The sequence below is a fragment of the Flavobacterium sp. UGB4466 genome (genome assembly GCF_903469665.1).
In the GTDB taxonomy this organism is placed as follows: domain Bacteria; phylum Bacteroidota; class Bacteroidia; order Flavobacteriales; family Flavobacteriaceae; genus Flavobacterium; species Flavobacterium lipolyticum.
Genome location: NZ_CAGKLC010000080.1, coordinates 1 through 22,527 on the forward strand (window position 1 = coordinate 1; position 22,527 = coordinate 22,527).

17 protein-coding genes are annotated in these 22,527 nt (G+C 35.9%); 12 read left to right on the forward strand and 5 right to left on the reverse strand.

The genetic code is table 11. The features are described 5' to 3' along the window. From JO950_RS16655 to JO950_RS16675, 5 genes are all read left to right on the forward strand, one after another. Nucleotides 1-701 (forward strand): hypothetical protein (locus tag JO950_RS16655; protein WP_237732374.1); only part of this gene is annotated, 701 nt, incomplete at its 5' end. A 4-nt stretch (nucleotides 702-705) separates the two neighbouring features. Beyond that, nucleotides 706-2,055 (forward strand): hypothetical protein, encoded by a 1,350-nt coding sequence (locus JO950_RS16660; RefSeq protein WP_202703653.1) that lies wholly within the window; start codon nucleotides 706-708, stop codon nucleotides 2,053-2,055. A 153-nt stretch (nucleotides 2,056-2,208) separates the two neighbouring features. Then, a complete protein-coding gene (locus tag JO950_RS16665) occupies nucleotides 2,209-3,186 on the forward strand; it encodes a T9SS type B sorting domain-containing protein (RefSeq protein ID WP_202703654.1) in 978 nt (325 codons plus the stop codon). 397 nt (nucleotides 3,187-3,583) lie between these two features. Further along, nucleotides 3,584-3,997, forward strand: coding sequence for a hypothetical protein (locus JO950_RS16670; RefSeq protein ID WP_202703655.1), 414 nt, complete (start codon nucleotides 3,584-3,586; stop codon nucleotides 3,995-3,997). Between the two features lie 170 nt (nucleotides 3,998-4,167). Further along, nucleotides 4,168-5,058 carry a carbon-nitrogen hydrolase gene (locus JO950_RS16675; protein ID WP_017497081.1) on the forward strand — a complete coding sequence of 297 codons (891 nt, stop codon included), beginning with the start codon at nucleotides 4,168-4,170 and terminating at the stop codon, nucleotides 5,056-5,058. 608 nt (nucleotides 5,059-5,666) lie between these two features. Here the strand turns inward: JO950_RS16675 and JO950_RS16680 are convergent. Together JO950_RS16680 and JO950_RS16685 are read right to left on the reverse strand one after the other, a co-directional pair. Continuing rightward, complete coding sequence (locus JO950_RS16680; protein WP_202703656.1) at nucleotides 5,667-6,935, reverse strand: OmpA family protein; 1,269 nt, start codon at nucleotides 6,933-6,935, stop codon at nucleotides 5,667-5,669. A 218-nt stretch (nucleotides 6,936-7,153) separates the two neighbouring features. After that, complete coding sequence (locus JO950_RS16685) at nucleotides 7,154-8,674, reverse strand: choice-of-anchor I family protein (RefSeq protein ID WP_202703657.1); 1,521 nt, start codon at nucleotides 8,672-8,674, stop codon at nucleotides 7,154-7,156. 229 nt (nucleotides 8,675-8,903) lie between these two features. Here JO950_RS16685 and JO950_RS16690 point away from each other — a divergent pair, with 229 nt between their 5' ends. Beyond that, on the forward strand, nucleotides 8,904-9,944 hold the full coding sequence (locus JO950_RS16690; RefSeq protein ID WP_202703658.1) for an agmatine/peptidylarginine deiminase: 1,041 nt from the start codon (nucleotides 8,904-8,906) through the stop codon (nucleotides 9,942-9,944). A gap of 173 nt (nucleotides 9,945-10,117) precedes the next feature. Here JO950_RS16690 and fahA read toward each other — a convergent pair whose 3' ends face one another. Further along, the gene (fahA, locus tag JO950_RS16695) at nucleotides 10,118-11,401 is read right to left on the reverse strand and encodes a fumarylacetoacetase (protein ID WP_202703659.1); all 1,284 of its coding nucleotides are present in this window, start codon (nucleotides 11,399-11,401) and stop codon (nucleotides 10,118-10,120) included. Nucleotides 11,402-11,509: 108 nt separating this feature from the next. Here fahA and glyA point away from each other — a divergent pair, with 108 nt between their 5' ends. The 4 genes from glyA (at nucleotide 11,510) to JO950_RS16715 (ending at nucleotide 15,204) form a co-directional block, all read left to right on the forward strand. Beyond that, complete coding sequence (gene glyA, locus JO950_RS16700) at nucleotides 11,510-12,784, forward strand: serine hydroxymethyltransferase (RefSeq protein ID WP_202703660.1); 1,275 nt, start codon at nucleotides 11,510-11,512, stop codon at nucleotides 12,782-12,784. 130 nt (nucleotides 12,785-12,914) lie between these two features. Further along, a complete protein-coding gene (locus tag JO950_RS16705) occupies nucleotides 12,915-13,508 on the forward strand; it encodes a tRNA-(ms[2]io[6]A)-hydroxylase (RefSeq protein WP_017497075.1) in 594 nt (197 codons plus the stop codon). A 135-nt stretch (nucleotides 13,509-13,643) separates the two neighbouring features. Further along, nucleotides 13,644-14,684, forward strand: coding sequence for a GMP reductase (locus JO950_RS16710; protein ID WP_202703661.1), 1,041 nt, complete (start codon nucleotides 13,644-13,646; stop codon nucleotides 14,682-14,684). 22 nt (nucleotides 14,685-14,706) lie between these two features. After that, nucleotides 14,707-15,204, forward strand: coding sequence for a GNAT family N-acetyltransferase (locus JO950_RS16715; protein WP_202703662.1), 498 nt, complete (start codon nucleotides 14,707-14,709; stop codon nucleotides 15,202-15,204). A 139-nt stretch (nucleotides 15,205-15,343) separates the two neighbouring features. Here JO950_RS16715 and JO950_RS16720 read toward each other — a convergent pair whose 3' ends face one another. After that, nucleotides 15,344-15,922 (reverse strand): pentapeptide repeat-containing protein, encoded by a 579-nt coding sequence (locus tag JO950_RS16720; RefSeq protein ID WP_202703663.1) that lies wholly within the window; start codon nucleotides 15,920-15,922, stop codon nucleotides 15,344-15,346. 336 nt (nucleotides 15,923-16,258) lie between these two features. Here JO950_RS16720 and aspA point away from each other — a divergent pair, with 336 nt between their 5' ends. Together aspA and JO950_RS16730 are read left to right on the forward strand one after the other, a co-directional pair. Beyond that, nucleotides 16,259-17,668, forward strand: a complete 1,410-nt coding sequence (gene aspA, locus JO950_RS16725) for an aspartate ammonia-lyase (RefSeq protein WP_017497071.1) — start codon at nucleotides 16,259-16,261, stop codon at nucleotides 17,666-17,668. Between the two features lie 486 nt (nucleotides 17,669-18,154). Continuing rightward, a complete protein-coding gene (locus JO950_RS16730; RefSeq protein ID WP_202703664.1) occupies nucleotides 18,155-21,679 on the forward strand; it encodes a DUF6443 domain-containing protein in 3,525 nt (1,174 codons plus the stop codon). Between the two features lie 521 nt (nucleotides 21,680-22,200). On the opposite strand, the gene JO950_RS16735 is transcribed toward JO950_RS16730, so the two are convergent. After that, nucleotides 22,201-22,356 carry a hypothetical protein gene (locus JO950_RS16735; protein ID WP_202703665.1) on the reverse strand — a complete coding sequence of 52 codons (156 nt, stop codon included), beginning with the start codon at nucleotides 22,354-22,356 and terminating at the stop codon, nucleotides 22,201-22,203. Between the last annotated feature and the right edge of the window lie 171 nt (nucleotides 22,357-22,527).

A 22,527-nucleotide genomic window follows, 5' to 3' on the forward strand; every position in this document is an offset into this window, starting at 1 on the left:
GTGTTATATATTATAGAAAAAAAAGAAATTTACTCTTTTTTTTCTACTTTTTTCTAGGAATTGTGCATGGGCAATGTGTGCCTACTTTTACAGATTCGGTTTTATATAATCCGGTTTGTTCTTTTCAATGGGTTACACACCCATCAGGAGGACAGGTCAGAATTAATTTATCTCCTTTAACGTTCAATAATACCTATACATTTACAACCGTTGGGGAATCATCAGAAGATACTTTTCTGGCTTTGTATAATAGTTCGGGTGTATTGTTAGCATCAAACGACGATGCATCTGATTGTATAAAATGCAAGCAATCAACAATTCAGTTTAATTCACAGGCTTTTTATTCAGGTGCATACGTGATCATATCAAAAAGCGGATGTCTGGATTTAAATAATGTAATTATGAGATTTAATGCAATTAATAATTATGATCCCCCGCCAAAAATAATTGAGCCCGAAATTCCATTTTATCCCTGTAAAAGTAAAAGTGTTTATCTAAAATCATCTGCTATTGTTTTACCAGCAAAACCCTGGTCAAGTTCTGACCCAAGTCTTGCGACGGTAGATCCTGAAACCGGAGAGGTAAAATTTTTAAAAGAAGGTATCGTGAAAATTAAATTACGGGGAAATTTAAACTGTGAAACAATAAAGACTTATAATATTATAAATATACCGCAGACTTCTGTAATTACTCATGATTAAAATTTTGACACATAAAATTCTAAAAAAAGTACTGGTTTTATTAACTGTATTTTTTTTCTCATCTGTACAAGCCCAATTAACAACTTCTACGCAAAAGGTATGTTTTGGCACAAGTAAGAAATACTCAGTTGATTTGGCTGATGGCGTATCGGGAACTCCGGGTTCTACATATAATTGGCGTGTAGTTGAGGCAATGTTTTCCGGGGTTATTCAGAATCAAAACACTAATTCTATTACCGTAGATTGGGGATCTACTCCAGTAGGGGAGTATCATTTAGAGGTAACAGAAACTAATTCTGCTTGTTCAGGAGATAAAGTTACTTTAGTGGTAACCATTGTGGATCTTCCGGTAGTTACAGTAAATGATGCTGTGATTTGTGAAGGTTCGAAAGCAACTTTATATGCGACAGTAACACCCCCAGATACTGGAAATGACTATGTTTATGAATGGACCACACCCTCTGGAGGAAATCCCGGTAATGTTTCAAGTATTACTACTGGTACAGCTGGTAATTATAGTGTAAAAGTGAAAAATTCTTTAGGATGTGTTAGTATTGCTTCTAGCGGGATTGTTGTTGTAAACCCGTTACCATTGGCTGAGATTACCCCGAAAGGATCTACTACTTTTTGTTTTGGTGGAAGTGTGGTACTAAATGCAAATACTGGATCTAATTTGAAATATCAATGGAAAAAAGGCGGAATGGATATTATAGGTGCAGTAAACAGTTCCTATGTTGCAACAGAAAGCTCCGATTATAGTGTACAGGTTACAAATGGAAATAATTGTATAAAAACATCGGCCCCAATTAGCGTTAAAGTCAATCCTCTTCCTGTTGCCGAAATTACAATTTTACCAGCTGAGTCCTTAGAATTTTGTGAGGGTGGTAGTGTTACATTACTTTCGAAGATGAAAACTAATTTATCATATGAATGGAGAAATAAAAACAATGTTATCGTAGGTACTTCAGCCTCTTACAAGGCAACCGAAAGTTCAGATTATACACTTAAGGTTATTGATGCAAATGGCTGCTCAGCTATTTCAAAAGCTACATCAGTTATAGTACATCCATTGCCTGATGCATCAATAACAGCTATTGGTCCTACTACATTTTGTGATGGTGACAGTGTAGTTTTGAAAGCAATTGAAAAGCCCGGGTTCTTATACCAATGGCAACGAGACACTATTGATATAATTGGTGCAAACAATAGTTCTTACAAGGCAACTGAAAGTTCTAATTATACGGTAACTGTTACGGATAGTAATTTTAGTACAAATTGTTCAAGAACTTCACCATCTCCCGTTAAAGTTGTAAAAAAGTTATTACCGGTTACTAGTCCTATTTCTTATGATTAAATATAATTTGAAAAGTTATAAAAAACACAAATGATGCGAATAGTATTCAAATCGAAGCAAAGTTATTCTTTTTCTCTTAAGATTGTATTAGCCTTATTTCTTGTTTTTTTTTCTTTTTGCTCCCGGGGGCAACAAATAATTTGCTTTGGCAGTGTGAGTAATTATGGAGTTGACAGGTCTGAGAATTTAGGTTTAGGGACATCAGGATCTGTGTATAATTGGATCATTAAGGATTCACGTTTTGTTGGAAAGATACTAAAGCCTTATAATGACAGAACTAATGAGATCAGTATAGAATGGAAAGATACTCCACCTGGAGATTATCTTTTAGAGGTAAATGAAAAGAATGATTATTGTACGGGTTTAAGCCAAATACTTTTAATTAAAATCCTTCCTTTACCATTTGTAAATTTGCCTGATCAGTATCTCTGCGTTGACCCTGTTACAAATCAATTATTGAACCCAATTTTGATTGATACAAAATTATCAAATGAATTATATAAATTTAAGTGGAAATGTGATGGGGTAACATTACCGGATATTGATTCCGGAATTATAGTTAGTAAAATAGGAACTTATACGGTTGAAATAACAGACCAATTAACCGGGTGTGTAACCAATGACAGTTCAGTCGTTGGTAAATCTTCGTCGGCTATTGCATCGGTAAAGGTTAACAGTATTTTTTTTGATATTCAGGATATTATTATTTCAGTTACAAATGGTATCGGAAATTATGAATTTTCTATAGATGGAATAAATTTTCAGGATGCCCCTTCTTTTTCAGTATCTAAATCCGGAATTTATCAGGTTGTTATTCGTGATAAAAATGGCTGTAATCAGATATTTCTAACTGCGAATGTGATTAAGTATCCTAAATTTTTTACCCCTAATGAGGATGGTTTTAATGATATATGGAAAATCGATGATTTGTTGCCTTCAATGAATCCAAAAATTAGCATTTTTGACAGGTATGGAAAATTGTTAAAAAAAATAAATACAATTGGAGAGGGCTGGGATGGAAAATATAATGGTATTGACTTATTTTCTGATGATTATTGGTTTTTGATAGAGTATACCAATACTGATGGAAGCCCAGCGGTATTTAGATCTCACTTTTCTTTAAAAAGGTAGTCGTTTAGAGTATTGCTTTAAAATAATAAAATAAGGTTTTGCAAAATAAACTGATTTCTAAAGTTTAAAAAAAACATAAACAAAACACCAGTCTTTCGACTGGTGTTTTGTTTTTTGAAGCACTGTAACTTATTTTTAAAAAGGACTTTTGTCCCGCTATTCACTCTATCTTTTCCCTGCTAAAAAAGCAGGAAAAAGGATGCCGTTTCTATCGGGGCTATGCGATAAATTTTGGTTTTTCATAAGAAAGGGTTTTTTTTTTTAAAGTATTTTGACGAAATAAAGATTTGATTTTTAATGGTTTATTTGTTTTGTCGAAAGAATTAACAAATTTGAAAAGCAACCATTGCCATCCAACGGCATCTTCATAGTAATTAACAATTAATTATTATTTTATATGAAAAGGTTTAAATTAAAATCAGTTTTTGTAGTATTATTTTTAACGATTGGATTGGCTTCATGCAGTAACGATAATGACGCACCAAGTATTCCTGAATCAATTACTAAAGCTGCTTTAGTGACCGAAGTGAAAGGTCCTGCAACCGGGAAGGTTAATGAAGAACTGAGCTACGATGTTACCTTTATTGTCGATAACGCTTGTGGAGAATTCAGTAAAATTGGTGAAGTGACCATTGGGGGAGTAAAAGGACTACAAGTTGAAGTTAAGTATCCAACAGGAGTTTGTACTACTCAGGTACCAGATCCTAAAAAGACAGTTTACAAATTTAAGTCCGCAACAAAAGGAACATTTGAAATCAAATTCAAAAAATCGGAAACGGAATTCGTAACGACGAAAGTGGTTATTGAGTAATTAAGTTTTTAGACGATAAATCTTAGGTAACGAAACCATTTTGCAATCATTTGATTCTTTAATAGAGAGGGATGTTTGTAAGATGGTTTTCTTTTTTATAAGAACTGGAAGATAGGTGTTCTTTGTCATTCTTTCAAAAAACACTATTTTTGCACTCTAAATTTTATGTCATGCCGAAAAGAAAGTATAAAATAGCCGTTATTCAGTTAAATCTGAATGATGTTGCCGAGAATAATCTTAAAAAATGTATCAGCTGGGTAAAAGATGCTGCCAATAAAGGAGCTGAAGTAATCTTGCTGCCTGAATTGTACAGCAGTCATTATTTTTGCCAAAGCGAAGATGTAGATAATTTTGCATTAGCCGAACCACTTTACAGTACTTCATTTATTGCTTTTAGTGCCTTGGCAAAGGAATTAGGAGTGGTAATTATTGTTCCTTTCTTTGAGAAAAGAATGGCTGGAATTTATCATAATAGTGCTTACATCATTGATACGGATGGAACAGAAGCAGGGTTATACCGTAAAATGCACATTCCGGACGATCCGCATTTCTATGAAAAATTCTATTTCACACCAGGTGACCTAGGTTTTCAGGCTATTGAGACTAAAAAAGGAAAAATCGGAACCCTTATTTGCTGGGATCAATGGTATCCGGAAGCAGCACGTATTACTGCTTTAAAAGGAGCTGAGGTTTTATTTTACCCAACAGCAATTGGATGGCATCCAAAAGAAAAAGAAGAGTATGGAGTAAATCAATATGGTGCATGGATGAACGTAATGAAAGGCCATGCTGTTGCAAATGGTGTTTTTGTTGCCGCTGCAAACCGTATTGGATTAGAAAAATATATTGAAGGAACAGAAGGAATTCAGTTTTGGGGAGCTTCGTTTATCGCGGGACCTCAAGGTGAGATTTTAGCTCAGGCTTCTCATGATCAGGAAGAAATTCTAATTGCTGAAGTTGATTTGGATCTACAGGAAAACGTACGTCAGAACTGGCCATTTTTCAGAGACAGAAGAATTGATGCTTTTGGCGATATTACCAAAAGAGCGATTGATCAATAAGTCAAAAATACCTTTATAGAAAGGTAAAGAAGTAGAGGCTGTTTAATTTTAAACAGCCTCTTTTTTTTAGCAGAGACAATATTGTTTTAAAATTTTAGCTTTAATTCGACGCTGATAAAATGGATAGACACCGATTTTTTTCTCTTTAAATGAGTTTACAATTTTTTAAAATCCGTTTTTATCCGCGTTTTCGCGATAGCGAATCTGTTTTATCGGCGTTGAAGTTAGACGTAGAATGCTAAAGCTTTTTGGACTTTAATTCCAATCTTAATTATTTATATGCAAAAGAGGCTGTTTAATTTAAACAGCCTCTTTTTTTTAGCAGAGATAATATTGTTTTAAATTTTAGCTTTAATTCGATGCTGATAAAACGGATTTACTTCGTAAAAACACGGAGAGACACCGATTTTTTTCTCTTTAAATAAGTTTACAATTTTTAAAATCCGTTTTTATCCGCGTTTTCGCGATAGCGAATCTGTTTTATCCGCGTTGAAGTAAGACGTAGACTAAAACTGCTTTTGGACTTTAATTCCAATCTTAAGTATTTATATGCAAAAGAGGCTGTTTAAAAATTTAAACAGCCTCTTTTTATACTAGCTTAGAATTGTTTATTTCACCTGGAAAGTAACTCTTCTTACGATTTGACGCGCTTCTTTTGAATTTTTGTTCACAGAAGTATCTTCACCATTAGCAATTACATTCAGTCTTGAAGCATCGATTCCTGCATTTGTTGCAATCTTTTTAACTGCTTCAGCTCTTTTTCTTGATAATTCAGTATTGTAGCTTGAGTTTCCAATTTCGTCTGCATAACCAATGATATCAGCAGATTTACCAGGATTGTTTTTCAGGTATTTCACTAAGAAATCAACACCGGATAGAGAAGTATTGGTTGGTTTAGAAGAATTGAAATCAAAGTATACATTTACATACCCTCCGTTAATTAATTCTTCAACCGTTTTGTTTGTTGGAGCAGCTTCACTTCCTTTTTTAGCATAAGTTTTATCTAAATAGCTTTCTAATTCGTCCGGAACACCATTTTGATTGGTATCAATAGATTGTCCTTTAGTGTTAACAGCCACTCCTGAAATTGTATTTGGCTCTAAATCATACAAATCAGCAACACCATCTTTATCGGTATCAATAAGATTAGTTTCAATTGTATTCACTCGGTCTTCTAATTTGTTCAGTCTTTCATTGTCTTCAGAATACCAGTCAGCATGTTTTGTGTTTTTACCTAAGTAAAACGTCAAACCAACAGATGCATTTAACAGCACACCATCTAATGAACCGGTAGCAGGAACTCCTTTTCCATCGAAGTTGTGGTTTTGTCTTCCGTTAACAATTCCGGTAAGATCTCCGGTTAAAGCAACTCTGTTGCTTAGTCTCACTTGTCCGGTTAATCCCATAATTCCGTGAGCCATATAATCTTTCCCGTCAAAACCTTTATCGCTGCTTAATTGAGAAACCCCAAAACCTCCATGTGCCAATAAACCGAAAGTATTTGTCCAGGTTTCAAAGTTTAAAGCTCTTCCAAGGTTAACAACCCCTTGTAAACTTGCTCTGTAATATTTGCTATCAAACTCCGGAGTGTCTTTACGTTCCTGAAATTGATCGTATCCAACATCCAGTTTCAAACCAAATTTAGGATTAAACATATATCTTGCTCCTAAATCGGCATGAAACGGACTAACTGATTCCGTTGAATAACCAGGTGTTATGGCTCTCATAGGTTTGTTTAAACCTCCGTTTAATTCTATAGACCATTTATTGTAAGCAGGTTTGTCAATTGTAGACGGGGCCGATGTCGTTGTCGTGTTTTGTGCACTGGCAACGATTGATAGTAGTAAAAGTGATACTGAAGCTAATTTCTTTTTCATGATATCCAAATTTTTATTTAATATTATTTTTGAGCCTTAACTTTTAAACTCAGGACAAATTTATAGTACGAAATTTAGATAGTGTTCTATTTGGTCTTACATAATTCCCATCTTTTGGGTTTTAATTATGCAAATATGTTAATGAAATCAAAATATTTGGTCAAAAAAAGGGGCTAAATTTAATTTTTAGCCCCTTTTTGAAATTGTAAATGTGAAGGTTATTTTAAATCTGGTTGGTATATTTTTACAGTTCCATCTCCTTCACTACTAACGACTAACAAACTTCTTTTGGTTGGACTTTTAGAAGCCGGAATGAAGAGTATTCCTTCCGGAGCGTCACCGGTTTTTACCGTCTGTAAATATTGTGGTGAAGCAGGATTGGTTACATCATAAGTCATAAAAGCATCAGATCTTTCTAAACCAACAAATAAAATATTCTGAGATCCCATTTTAGCGGCAACGACTGCTTCCGGCTCAGAGCCTTTGTCATCGCTACGTTTGTCATCGTAGGTTCCAAGTTCATTTGTTTTTTTATCTGCATCATTTTTACTATCATAAACAATTTTTCCGGTATTCCCATTCCAGATAGAGAAGGAGCGGGCCCCAAAAGCGACCAACTCATCCAGGTCACCGTCGCCGTCACCATCTCCCATATCGGCAATAAGGTTAAGTCTTCCTAAATTAGTCTCCAATTTTAAAGTGGCAGCATCAGGAAAAGCAGTGGCATCCAGTTTCATGTCTTTCATTCTTTTAATATCTGCGTAGGCAGCATATTCTCTGGCATCACCTTCGTTGGCTGTAACAAAATAAGGAGTATTGTTTGCTGAAAAATGACTAATGGCATCCGGCATGTACATTCCTTTTACTTTCCAGGGATTAAAAGCAATTTTATCGTCTTTATCACTTACATCAATGGCATTTTCGGCGGTATTGAAATTTTTAAAGCCCAGAGGATAAAGAGCTGTGATGGTTTTAGAAGTTAGATCTACTTTGGCAACACCATTATTTTCCTGTAAAGTCACCCAGGCAGTTTTAGAATCATCAGATATGGTAATGTATTCAGGTTCTATGTCCTGAGCAAAACTCTTGGCAAATTTTGAAATTCTAAATCCTTCTTTTTTCAAAGCTTCGGCCTGACCACTAAAAGAACTGAAATCTAAAGTGGTAACAGCATAAGTAGCTGTATCAATAATAGAAATGCTTCCGTTTGGATCCTGCGTATAATCGGTGTTAGGTTCTCCTTCGTTAGCCGTCATGATGAATTTTCCGTCCGGCGAAAACGTAATCATATCGGGTAATGCACCAACGGGAACTTGTTTGATTAAGCTGTAATCGCTGGTATTAAAAATAACCACTTTTCCATTTCCTTGTTTGTTAAGAGTTGATTCTAAAGCAACAGCCAGTTTTCCATCGTAAACTGCAACACTATTGGAAGCACCTTCGTACGGAGTCAGATCGATTTTACCAATTTTAACGGGTTTTGTAGGATCGGAAATATCAATGACATCAATTTGATTCGTTCCGCTATTATTTACTGTAAAAAGTCTTTTTGTTTTTTCATCATATGTCGAAATCTCAGCGGCAGCTTCTCCGCCAATAGTGATCGAACCGATTTCTTTAAAAGAACCAGGATTTTCGTTGACCACAACTTCGGATTCCTGATTTTTTGAGGTTTCATCATTATTACAGCTTGCCATAACAAATAAAGCAGCTAATAATGAAAGGCTTACATTTTTCATTTTTGTGTTTTTTAGTTTTGCCAAATGTAATTAGCAGATTGTGGTCTTATATTAAGGCTTTATTATTTAATCTTTAACTTAATCTGTTAATTAGATAACTGGTTAATTTGTTAGTTATTAAATTGTTAGGTTGCTCAATTGCCTAATTCTCCAATTATCTAATTATCACATTATCTAATTATCAAATTATCTCATTATCTTTGTACACTTTCAAATTTAGAATCATTTTATGTCAACAAATAATAGAAGGTTTCCGGCGGAATGGGAGAAACAACAAGGAATTGTATTGTGTTTTCCGCATAATGGAAACGATTGGCCGGGAAAATACGAAGCTGTTCAATGGGCTTTTGTAGAATTTATTAAAAAAGTAGCCACTTTTGAAACTGTTTTTTTGGTTGTAGCCGATGAAAAACTAAAAGAAAAAGTAAATGGAATGCTGGAAATGGGACGAGTGAATCTGGCGAATGTTTCTTTTATTGTTCACAAAACCAATAGAAGCTGGATGCGTGATTCGGGGCCAATTATTGTACAAAATGGTTCAAAAAGAGAAGCTTTGAATTTTAATTTCAACGGTTGGGCGAAGTACAAAAACTACCAGCTGGATAAATTTGTTCCTGCTAAAATAGCCGATTTTATTGATGTTCCGCTTACGCAGGTAATGTATAAGGGGAAACCTGTAATTGTAGAAGGCGGTGCAATTGATGTAAACGGAAAAGGAACTTTATTGACTTCTGAAGAATGTTTGATGCATCCGACCATTCAGGTTAGAAACGCAGGTTTTACTAAAGAAGATTACGAGGCTGTTTTTAAGGAATACTTAGGAGTTACCAATGTAATATGGTTGGGTGACGGAATAGAAGGAGATGATACACACGGACATATCGACGATTTATGCCGATTTGTAAACGAAGATACTATTGTAACGATTGTAGAAACGGATAAAAACGATTCTAATTATAAACCATTACAGGACAATTTGAAACGTTTGCAAAATGCAAAACTGGAAGACGGAAAATCACCAACTATCGTAGCATTGCCAATGCCTAAACGTGTTGATTTTGATACGTTAAGATTACCAGCCAGCTATGCGAATTTTCTAATTTTGAATAATTGTGTACTGGTTCCTACTTTTAACGATAGCAATGATCGTGTAGCTTTGAATATACTTGCTGAATGTTTTCCTGACAGAGAAGTAATCGGTATCAGTTGTATTGATTTTATCTGGGGCTTTGGAACATTACACTGTTTGAGTCAACAGATTCCGGCTTAATTTTTAGATTTCGAAGGATATCGAATTTTTTTGCCACAGATTAAAGGATTCTCGCAGATTATAAAAAATCAGTTTTTAATCCTTTAATCTGTGGCAAAAAGAATAAAAAAAACCTTGTTAGTCAGCTAACAAGTTTTTTTTGCTTATATATCTTCCGATACTGCAGGATCTCTTCATTGTCTCACAAAAGGAGGTAATAACTGGCTTGAAACTTCTCCAAAACCAATACGTACTTCATTGCTTTCGCAGAAACCTCTGATGATTACTGTGTCTCCATCTTCTATAAATTTACGCTCACCACCACCATTCAAGGCTATTGGGTTTTTTCCTCCCCAGGTTAGTTCTAACATCGAGCCAAAGCTGTCTTCAGTTGGACCGGAAATAGTTCCTGAACCCATCATATCACCAGAGTTTACACGACATCCGTTGGATGTATGATGTGTTAACTGCTGTGCCATAGACCAGTACATGTATTTGAAGTTTGATCTTGAAAGTACGGTTTCTTCTTGATTTTCAGGTTTTAAAGCAACCTCTAAATGAATATCGTACGCTTTTTTGCCCTTTGTTTGTAAATAGGGAAGCGGAGTGGGATCTTGTTTAGGGCCTTTAGTTCTAAAAGGTTCTAAAGCATCCATTGTAATAATCCATGGAGAGATTGAAGAAGCAAAGTTCTTAGCTAAAAATGGTCCAAGTGGTACATATTCCCACTTTTGAATGTCACGTGCGCTCCAATCGTTTAATAAAACCATTCCGAAAATATAGTCCTCTGCTTCGTAAGTTGAAATGTTTTCGCCCATTACATTTACATCTGTAGTAATGAAAGCGGTTTCTAATTCAAAGTCTACTAAACGGGATGCTCCAAATACCGGGGTATCATGTCCTGCAGGCAAAGTTTGTCCCATCGGGCGGTGTACCGGAATTCCTGATGGAACTATGGTAGAACTTCTTCCGTGGTATCCTACCGGAATGTGTAACCAGTTTGGCAATAAAGCGTTTTCAGGATCACGGAACATTTTTCCAACGTTCGTTGCGTGTTCTTTACTGGAATAGAAATCCGTATAATCACCAATTAAAACTGGTAATTGCATTTCGACATCATCAATATTGAAAATAACAATATCGCGGTCTTTCTTCGAATCTCTTAATTGCGGATTGGTTTCGTCGAAAATATCAGCAATACGGTTACGGACTAATCTCCATGTTATTTTTCCATAAGAAATGAAATCATTAAGAGTGTCCTGCATGAACATATCATCAGTCAGATCTATTCCTGCAAAGTAGTTTAATTGTTGTAGAGCCCCTAAGTCTATAGCGTAATCGCCAATTCTTGTTCCTACAGTAACAACATTTTCTTTGGTAAGAAAGATACCGAATGGAATATTTTGAATAGGGAAATCACTATTTTCAGGTACTTCTAACCATGATTTTCTCTTAGTATCGTTAGCGGTTATTGGCATGTGAATGTTAATTATTTGTTGAAAAATTCTATGTCAAATATATCATAATCTAACAGTTTGACAAACGTTTTTTTGTATTTTTGCAGGAAATTAACGAAAAACGAAAAAATGCAACGCGACGAACAAATTTTTGACCTTATACTAGAAGAAAAGGACAGACAAATTCACGGATTAGAACTTATCGCTTCAGAAAATTTTGTAAGTGATGAGGTAATGAAAGCAGCTGGTTCTGTTTTAACTAACAAATATGCCGAGGGTTACCCTGGCAAAAGATACTACGGAGGATGCGAAGTAGTAGACGTAATTGAGCAAATTGCCATTGACAGAGCCAAAGAATTATTTGGAGCTGAATATGCAAACGTTCAACCACACTCTGGATCTCAGGCTAATACATCAGTTTACCATGCATGTTTAAATCCTGGAGATACTATTTTAGGTTTCGACTTATCTCACGGAGGTCACTTAACTCACGGTTCTCCTGTAAATTTCTCAGGTCGTTTGTACCGTCCTGTTTTTTATGGTGTAGATGCTGAAACTGGTCGTTTAGACTATGATAAAATTCAGGAAATTGCCACTAAAGAACAACCAAAATTAATCATTGCAGGAGCTTCGGCTTATTCACGTGATATGGATTTTGCACGTTTCAGACAAATTGCAGACAGCGTAGGAGCTATCTTGTTTGCTGATATTTCTCATCCTGCAGGTCTTATCGCTAAAGGATTGATGAATGACCCGATTCCACATTGTCATATTGTTTCTACAACTACTCATAAAACATTACGCGGACCACGTGGAGGTTTAATCTTGATGGGGAAAGATTTCGAAAACCCACAAGGTTTAAAAACTCCAAAAGGAGAAATCAGAATGATGTCTTCTTTATTAGATCTTGCTGTTTTCCCTGGAAATCAAGGTGGACCTTTAATGCACATCATTGCAGCTAAAGCAGTAGCTTTTGGTGAAGCACTTAAAGATGATTTCTTTACTTATGCTATGCAATTGCAGAAAAATGCAAGCGCTATGGCTGATGCTTTCGTAAAAAGAGGATACAACATTATTTCTGGCGGAACAGATAACCATATGATGCTTATCGACTTAAGGAATAAAGGTATTTCTGGTAAAGAAGCTGAAAATGCATTAGTAAAAGCAGAAATTACAGTAAATAAAAACATGGTTCCATTTGATGATAAATCACCATTTGTGACTTCAGGAATCCGTATCGGAACAGCTGCAATCACAACTCGTGGTTTAGTGGAAGAAGATATGGAAACGATTGTTGCTTTAATTGATAAAGTGCTTGTGGATCATACAAACGAAGCAGTTATCGAAGCCGTAGCAGATGAAGTAAATGAAATGATGAGCGAAAGACCAATTTTCGTATACTAAAAATTAGTCATAAAGTCATAAGGTCGAAGGTCGAAAGTCTTGAAATGGAATGCGAATTTCTATTTTAATTCTTGATCTTCGACTTTTTTGACTTTACAACTTTATGACTTTTAACTTTAAGACTTAAAAAATGGGCGTACTAAGATTACAACTGCCAACAGACCCAAGATGGGTCAATATTGTAGAGAAAAATATTGAAGAAATCCTGACGGATCACGCTTGGTGCGAGCAGAAAGCAGCAACAAATGCGATTACGATTATTACTAATAATTCTGAACATCAGGATTTAGTGCAGGATTTATTGGCTTTAGCCAAAGAAGAAATCGATCATTTTGAGCAGGTTCATAACATTATCATTAAAAGAGGATTGAAGCTTGGACGTGAGCGTAAAGACGATTACGTAAACGAACTGTATCAGTACATGAAGAAAAGTGGAGACGGAAGCCGTGTTTCCGGACTGGTTGAAAGACTGTTGTTTTCTGCGATGATCGAGGCCAGAAGCTGTGAGCGTTTCAAGGTGCTTTCTGAAAATATTCAGGACGAAGAACTGGCCGTTTTTTACAGAGAGTTAATGGAAAGCGAAGCCGGACATTACACTACTTTTATCACCTATGCCCGAAAGTACGGCGTTGGAATTGACGTAGAAAAACGCTGGAGAGAGTGGCTGGCTTTCGAAGAATCAATTATTACCAATTACGGAAAAGGAGAAACTATTCACGGGTAACGTTTACAGTTTATAGTTTTTACTTTGCAGTGAGCGGTATTTAGTATTCAGTTCACATCTAACATTTTACATCTAATATTTCACCATTCACAATCCGTAATTCACTATATTTGAGAGCCACTAAAACGGAAACGTATGAGAATAGAAGCTGATTTAAAACTGGGATTTAAAGATGTAATGATTCGTCCAAAGAGATCAACGCTAAAAAGCAGATCTGAAGTTTCTTTAAAACAAGATTTTAAGTTTTTGCACAGTACTTCGTCCTGGTCCGGAGTTCCAATTATGGCGGCGAATATGGATACGGTAGGAACTTTTGAAATGGCCAGAGTTCTAGCGAAAGAAAAACTTTTTACAGCCATTCATAAACACTACTCTCCACAAGAATGGAAGGTGTTTTTAAAAGATAAGACAACTGATTTTTATGATCATATTGCGATCAGTACGGGAACAGGGACAGAAGATTTTGAAAAAATAAGCCGGATTATTACAGAGAATCCATTGCTTAAATTTATTTGTATCGATGTTGCAAATGGCTACTCAGAACATTTTGTGCAGTTTTTGAAGCAAACTCGCAAACAATATCCAGACAAAGTTATAATTGCTGGAAATGTAGTTACGGGAGAAATGGTTGAAGAACTACTTTTGGCTGGTGCTGATATAGTAAAAGTAGGAATTGGTGGTGGTTCTGTTTGTACTACCCGTGTAAAAACAGGCGTAGGGTATCCACAGCTTTCGGCTATTATTGAATGTGCCGATGCTGCTCACGGTTTAGGCGGACATATTATTAGTGATGGCGGCTGTAAGACACCGGGAGATGTGGCAAAAGCATTTGGTGCAGGATCGGATTTTGTAATGTTAGGCGGAATGTTGGCAGGACATACAGAAAGTGGCGGCGAAGTGATTGAAAAAAAGGGACAGAAATTCAAGCAGTTTTACGGAATGAGTTCTAAAACAGCTATGGAGAAACATGTTGGGGGAGTGGCTGAGTACCGGGCAAGTGAAGGTAAAACAGTGCAGGTACCTTTTAAGGGTGAGGTTATAAATACAATATTAGATATTTTGGGAGGTTTACGAAGTACTTGTACCTATGTAGGGGCTTCGCGTCTAAAGGAACTTACCAAACGAACTACCTTTATTAGGGTAAGTGAACAGGAAAATCAAGTTTTTACAAAATAATAAAAGCATTTTAAAATAGAATATGATTGCAATTTCAGAAGCTACAGTTAGCGATATTAAACAAATTCAAAAAATAGTACATATAACATGGCCGATTACATACGGTGAAATCTTAACCAAAGAACAATTAGATTATATGTTGGATCTTTTTTACTCTGATGAAGCTTTGGCTGATCAGTTAGAAAAAAAAGAGCAGTTGTTTTATATGATTGAGGATGATATGACCACTATAGGGTTTATCGGAATTGAACACAATTATAAAGAGAAAGCAGCAACCAAAATTCATAAAATTTACCTTTTGCCGGAAACTCAGGGAAAAGGAATTGGTAAAAAAGTGATTGAAGAAATTGAAAGGCTTGGGGCAGTACACAATTCTCAGGCATTATCCCTAAATGTGAACCGATTTAATACGGCTCTGGGTTTTTACAAAAAGATAGGTTTTGAAATTGTTGGAGAATCCGATCTTGATATTGGAAACGGTTACTTGATGGAAGATTATGTGATGGAGAAGAAGTTCTAGAATTGAGTCATATATTTTTTTGGAAGTGAGATGTAAGTTGTGAACTGTAAAATGTAAACTGTTAGATGTGAACTGAGATTGAGAACTGAGACTGAGAACTGAGACTGAGAACTGAGACTGTAAATAGAAAACTACCACTTTAACTCACAATCACATCATGCTTGAATAACAATCCTTTTACTTCATTCAAAGCAAAAACTGCTTTTTTCAGTTTAGTTTTTGAGGGATCAATAGTGTAATTGTAGCTGGTTTTGAAATCGGCTTTATTGGCGATGGCTTTGTTAAATTCAGAGCGATACAAATCGCAATTCTCAAACAGGACGCTGGTGAGGTCGGTAGCCATAAAATCTACAGCAATTAAACTACAATTCGTAAAAGTGGTTCCTTTGATCTTTAAAGTGTAAAATTTTGAAAAATCCAAAATGCAATCGTAAAAATGAATTTCAAAGATCAGTTTGTCGCACATGGCAAAATTAACGTCTTTAATTTCGCAGCGATTAAAAGTGGCAGTTCGAAAGGCAACATAGTTAATTTTAGCTTCGCTGAAAATACAATCGTTGAAAACACAATCGATGAAAGTAACGGCTAAAAAGGTACAGGCAGAAAAATTACAATTGTTAAAAACACAACATTCAAAATCTTTAAAATTGACATCCTCTTTACCATAAATAATGGTATCGTATTCTTTATCAAGGAAATATTGAGATTCTTTTTTCAAGGTGATTTTTAAAGATAATTTTCAGACCGAAAAGATACTAATTATACGAGTACTAGCAGACGATAAATAAAGATAATTTTCGATCCCGAAGGTGACTTTCGGATGGAATAGAAAAGGAGGTTAAGACCTTTTGCCTGATGCAGTTAAGGAGCTCTGTTTAGAGGTGTTTTTTTGTGAATTTGACATTTTTTGATCCTTAAAATGTTAAGTACTTAATTTTAGAGGTAAAATTTAAGAAAATCTTAGCAGTATTTGATTTGAAATATTTTCCTATGAGGGTAATTTGATGTAGATTTACACTGTTTTTTAAAGTTAAAACGTAATAATTTAAATTATATGGGATCAACAAGAAAAGAGCATGATTTTTTAGGGGAATTAGACATTCCAAATCATCTATATTATGGTATCCAAACCTTCAGAGCAGTAGAGAATTTTAATATCACAGGAATTCCTATTTCAAAAGAACCTTTATTCATCAAAGCATTAGGTTATGTAAAAAAAGCGGCAGCTTTGGCTAACAAAGATTGTGGCGCATTAGATGCTAAAATAGCAGAAGCAATTTGTTATGGAAGTGATCAGGTAATTGCTGGTAAATTTGATCAGGAATTTGTAAGTGATTTGATTCAGGGTGGAGCCGGAACTTCGGTAAACATGAACGCTAACGAAGTAATCGCTAATATTGGTTTAGAATATTTAGGACATAAAAAAGGAGATTATAACTTCTTACACCCAAACAACCACGTAAACTGTTCTCAGTCTACTAATGACGCCTATCCATCAGCTTTTAGAATTGCACTTTATCTGAAAATAGAAAGTTTTATTAAAACTTTAGAAGGTCTTGAAGTAGCATTTGCTGCAAAAGGAGAAGAGTTCAAAAGTGTTCTGAAAATGGGAAGAACACAATTGCAGGATGCTGTTCCTATGACTTTAGGGCAGGAGTTTAACTCTTATGCTACCACTATTGGAGAAGATGTTAGAAGATTAAGAGATGCTCAGAGTTTGGTTTTGGAGATCAATATGGGAGCAACAGCTATCGGAACAAGAGTAAACGCACCGGAAGGATACCCTGAAATTTGCGTAAACTACTTAGCAAAAGAAGTTGGAATTCCGTTAACCCTTTCTCCTGATTTAATTGAAGCTACCGTAGATACCGGAGCTTATGTTCAAATCATGGGAACATTGAAAAGAACGGCCGTTAAAATTTCTAAAATCTGTAACGATTTAAGATTGTTGAGCTCAGGACCAAGAACAGGATTTAACGAGATCAATCTGCCTGCACGTCAGCCGGGATCTTCTATCATGCCAGGGAAAGTAAATCCGGTAATTCCGGAAGTCGTAAACCAGACTTGTTTTTATGTAATCGGACAGGATTTGACTGTAACTATGGCAGCCGAAGCGGGACAATTACAATTGAATGTGATGGAGCCGGTAATTGCTTTCGCGATGTTTACTTCATTGGATTATCTTTCAAATGCAATTCAGACCTTAATTGATAAATGTATCATTGGAATCACTGCAAATGAAGATCACTGTTACAATATGGTCATGAATAGTATTGGAATCGTGACTCAGCTAAACCCAATTTTAGGTTATGAAGAAAGTGCCAGTATTGCGGGTGAAGCTTTAAAATTGAACAAAAGTGTACATCAGATTGCCGTGATCGAAAGAAAATTAATCACTCAGGAAAAATGGGACGAAATTTATTCATTGGATAATTTAATCAACCCAAAATTCATTACAAAATAGGAGAGTTTCTCTCTAGTTATAGAAAGCCGACATTATTTTTAGTGTCGGCTTTTTTTATGGTAAAATTATAAGTTAAGATTTATGTGAAAGACCTGTTTTTGATCAAATTCTAATTTGTCGATAACAGTGATTAAGGGAATCTTTTTAAGTTCGTCAAACGATAGAAATTATGTTATGCGCAACGATCAAATATTGTTGCGCTTTTTTTTGATTAAAATTATAGGTAAAGAAATTTCCATTTTCTGAGAGCATAAGCTTTACCTAATACAGTTCTTATTTTTTATACTTACAAATGTGTAATGTTATGATCCATTTATTACATCAATATTATCGCTTATTGAATTTAGCACTGATTGTTTGTTTTATCTTCATAATTTCTATCAAAATTTAGCGGGATACTGTAAGGCCTGAAAAAAACTTACAAATAAGAATACTGGGTTTAGTAACAGAACCTAAGATATACAAAATACTGAACCAAAGCAGCTTATGGAAAAGTACAAGCCAATTATCTGTCTGTTATTAGTAACAAGTTTGAGTATAAAAGCCCAAACCCTTAGCAATGAAAACTTTATATACACCCTGACACCTAAAAAACCGGTTAAAGCAGCAAATCTAAGCACGCTTACCAAGGACGAAATGAGTCAGACTGTAACCTATTTTGACGGATTAGGCCGTCCGATACAAACCATTGCCATCGGTCAGGGAACAGGAGACAAAGACATTGTAACCCCTATCGGGTATGATGACTTTGGGCGACAAGTCAAAGAATACCTGCCGTATGCAGTGGACAATGGAAGCAACAGTTACCCCATGATCGACCCGAAAGCAGCCATAAGTGCAGCAACCATCTTTTATGGTAAATCGGAATACGATAATACCTCAAATCCTTTCTCTCAAAAAGCATTTGAACCATCACCATTGAGCCGCGTTTTAAAACAAGCCGCTCCGGGAGCTTCGTGGGAAATGGGCAAAGGCCGTGAAATTAAAATCGATTACCAGACCAATACCGATGTGGATGCGGTAAAACTCTATAAAGCCAATACTACTTGGGACGCAGGTTTAGGATTGTACGACATTAGTTTTAATGATGCAGGAATCTATGCGGAAGGAAGACTCTATAAAACGATTACGCACGATGAAAATACAACTGCAACCCCAAGCGAAAGTGCCGGTTCGACGGTAGAATTTAAAAATACCGAAGGGCAGGTTATCTTAAAAAGAACCTACAATTCAGGCAATCCACATGATACGTACTACGTTTACGATATTTATGGGAATCTGACCTATGTACTGCCCCCAAAAGTATCGGGGGCAGTTAGTGATGAGATTTTAAACGGCTTGTGTTACCAGTACAAATACGACTACCGCAATCGTCTGGTAGAGAAAAAATTGCCCGGAAAACAATGGGAGTTTGTAGTGTACGACAAACTCGATCGTCCTGTGGCAACCGGACCGGCTTTTTCGCCTTTTAAAGATGAAACGACTGAAGGCTGGCTCATTACCAAATACGATGCCTTTAGCAGACCCATTTATACGGGCTGGAGCAGTCAAACCTCAAATTCAGCTACTAGAAAGGCATTACAGGATGCCCAAAATACCGCTGCCGTTTTATTTGAAACGAAACAAAGTTCAGGAACCATAGACGATATACCGGTATACTACAGCAATAACATTGCTCCAACGAACTTTAAACTTTTAACCGTTACCTATTACGACAATTATAATTATCCTAATGCAGCTGTTAAGCCTACAACTATTGAAGATCAGACCGTTTTAGACAATGCCAAAGGTCTGGTAACCGGAAGCTGGACAAGAGCCCTAACTACTGCCTCAGAAACATCAGGAGAAACCACCACTACCTTTTACGATCGAAAAGCCAGAGCAGTGAGTACCCGAACTCAGAATTATTTAAGCGGTTATACCAATACCAACAGCAAACTAGATTTTATTGGAAAGTCACTCTATACCATCACGAAACACAAACGTACCTCAGGAGATGCCGAGCTCATCATAAGAGAAGAATACACCTATTCGCCTCAGGACCGTTTGCTGACGCACACCCATCAAATCAATGGCGGAACAGTAGAACTTTTGGCAGATAACACTTATGATGACTTAGGACAATTGATCGTTAAAAATGTAGGGAACAGCGCGACAAATCCTTTACAGAAAGTACATTATAGTTACAACATTAGAGGCTGGCTTACCGGAATCAACAATGTGGAAAACCTACAGCAAGATACGGACCCGGTGGATTTGTTTGCCTTTAAGATAAACTATGACAAACAACCGGGCAACTCACAGGTTCAGGCTTTGTACAACGGAAATATTTCAGAGACCTATTGGAAGACCAACACCGATCTTACCAAGCGTTCCTATGGGTATCAGTACGACAATCTGAATCGTTTAACCAGTGCAATTTACAGTAAACCCAATGATGCTATTCCGATTTCAGGGGCCTATAACGAAAGTTTGAGTTATGATAAAAACGGAAACATTAAATCTTTGCAGCGATATGGAACCAGTGATGCACCGTCTATTGTTTTTCAAACAGATGATTTGACTTATGGTTATTTGAATGAAAACTCCAATCAACTAACCAAAGTAACTGACGGTACTGCCGGAAATGACAATGAGGGTTTTATAGATGCTAATAAAATCGGGGATGATTTTACCTATGATGCCAATGGAAATATGATTACCGATAAAAACAAAAACATTACTTCTATCACTTACAACCACTTGAATTTACCTCTAAAAATTACCTTTGCGACCACCGGAAATATTGAGTACATTTACAATGCCAATGGCTTAAAACTAAGTAAAACGGTTAATAAAGGCACTTGCATCACTACCATTACAGACTATTTAGGAGGATTTCAATATGAAAGTATGGCCAACAAATGCACAAGGGCAGGAAGTGGATATACCGGAGTTTTGAAGTTTTTCCCAACTGCTGAAGGTTATGTAGAGCCTTCCACAGGTTCTTATAAATATGTGTATCAATACAAAGATCACTTAGGTAACATACGATTGAGTTATACTAAAAATCCGGCAACCCAAGTTCTTACCATTATTGACGAGAATAATTATTATCCTTTTGGATTGAAACACAAGGGGTATAATGATTATGTAGCTACGAGTAATAAGTATAAGTACAACGGTAAAGAGTTTCAAGACGAGCTGGGGCTTAACATGTACGACTATGGAGCAAGGAATTATGATCCTGCGATTGGGAGATGGATGAATATGGATTCTAAAACTGAAGCTTATTATCCGATATCACCATACCAGTATGTACTTAATAACCCTGTTGTTAATATTGATGTTAAAGGAGAATGGACAGTTACGAGACACTATAATTTGACTTATAATTCACTTGCCGCAGCTGGAATAGGAAAAGTACAAGCTAATTTATTAGCGCATTATGCATCAGTATATGCAGATAATCCAGGAAGCCACATAAATGCAAATAATATGGCACATCCAACTAATCAGAAATTTTATTCGCCATATATTGATTATTCGGGTACTTCAAATTCGCAGGTTACCGATTATACAGGTAAAGGATATAATTATAATATTTGGCATTCTATGCGTTCAGAATGGGAAGAAGACAATAATACAATTTCGGCTCATGATGCAACCGAAAGGGGGATGGAATTTGGATGGGACAAAATTTTCCAATCAACCGAAGAAGGACAACTTAAGGATTTAAAAGCAAATAGTAAAGGAATTGAAGCTTTTGGACAAGGTGTACACGCGCTACAAGATGCGTATGCACATAAAGGACGTTCAGATGTTGGTGTAGGGCATTTGTGGAATGATAGATATGGCGATACATCAGGTGCACAAAGAATTTCGGACTCAGCAATTACGGTTCACAATATTATGTCTGGTAATTGGAAAGCTTTTGAAGGTAAAGAAGAAATAAAATTTGATGCAAATGGTATGACTAAGAATCAATTTGTAAAAGTAATGGAACAAATTAATAAATATTTAAATCAGTAAAATTATGACGAAATTAATTAGGATTTTTAGTGTACTATTAATAATATTCTCATTAGGAATGATTATTTTATTTGGTGCTTCAGGTCATAAATTCGACTTGAATAAACATGATAATCAAGTTTATCTACTCTTTATCCTCTTGTACTTGTCATCAGCAATTGTTTTGTTTTTTTCTTTATATAAAGAAAGTCTAATAATGAAAAGAATTGCAGTTACTCTTTTATTCTTGATTTTGATTTCATTCATATATTTATTTTATGAGATAGTTTCAATTACAATAGGCGATTTTTCCGCGATAATACCAATAATTTTTAGTTTAGTTATTATATATATGGATATAAAGATTTTGTCAATTCTAATTAGTAGTAATCCTAATGTCTAGTCCTGAAATAGCGGTAAACAAAAATTGCCTTTGCAAGCCCTAGATCAATTGAGTATATTTACAACGCAGCGGGTCAAAATCTGAAGAAAATTGTAAAAGAGGCCAGCGGTACAACTCATGCTGATTATCTGGGAGGATTTCAGTACAGGTATAGCGAAGACCAAAGTATTCCGGTTGATCCGGTTGGTCCAGGCGGTGGAGATCCAGATCCTCCTGCACCTGATGATTCAGGAAATCCGAAAGACCCAATCGATGGGTTCGACCCGGTTCCTAAAGATCCACCGGTAAAAGCCAATCGTTTTAGTGCCTTCGCAGCGTAATCGGCAAGTCAGGCTGCTCCGTCGCGACCAACGTTAGAATTCTTCTCTACAGCAGAAGGCTATTATGATAACATAGGTAAAAAGTATGTCTATCAGTATAAGGATCATTTGGGTAACATCAGGTTGAGTTATGCTAAGAATCCGGT

Coding starts and splice junctions, on each gene's coding strand:
- JO950_RS16670 (WP_202703655.1), top strand. CDS start 3,584: ATGAAAAGGTTTAAATTAAAATCAGTTTTTGTAGTATTATTTTTAACG.
- JO950_RS16675 (WP_017497081.1), top strand. CDS start 4,168: ATGCCGAAAAGAAAGTATAAAATAGCCGTTATTCAGTTAAATCTGAAT.
- JO950_RS16680 (WP_202703656.1), bottom strand. CDS start 6,935: ATGAAAAAGAAATTAGCTTCAGTATCACTTTTACTACTATCAATCGTT.
- JO950_RS16685 (WP_202703657.1), bottom strand. CDS start 8,674: ATGAAAAATGTAAGCCTTTCATTATTAGCTGCTTTATTTGTTATGGCA.
- JO950_RS16690 (WP_202703658.1), top strand. CDS start 8,904: ATGTCAACAAATAATAGAAGGTTTCCGGCGGAATGGGAGAAACAACAA.
- fahA (WP_202703659.1), bottom strand. CDS start 11,401: ATGCCAATAACCGCTAACGATACTAAGAGAAAATCATGGTTAGAAGTA.
- glyA (WP_202703660.1), top strand. CDS start 11,510: ATGCAACGCGACGAACAAATTTTTGACCTTATACTAGAAGAAAAGGAC.
- JO950_RS16705 (WP_017497075.1), top strand. CDS start 12,915: ATGGGCGTACTAAGATTACAACTGCCAACAGACCCAAGATGGGTCAAT.
- JO950_RS16710 (WP_202703661.1), top strand. CDS start 13,644: ATGAGAATAGAAGCTGATTTAAAACTGGGATTTAAAGATGTAATGATT.
- JO950_RS16715 (WP_202703662.1), top strand. CDS start 14,707: ATGATTGCAATTTCAGAAGCTACAGTTAGCGATATTAAACAAATTCAA.
- aspA (WP_017497071.1), top strand. CDS start 16,259: ATGGGATCAACAAGAAAAGAGCATGATTTTTTAGGGGAATTAGACATT.
- JO950_RS16730 (WP_202703664.1), top strand. CDS start 18,155: ATGGAAAAGTACAAGCCAATTATCTGTCTGTTATTAGTAACAAGTTTG.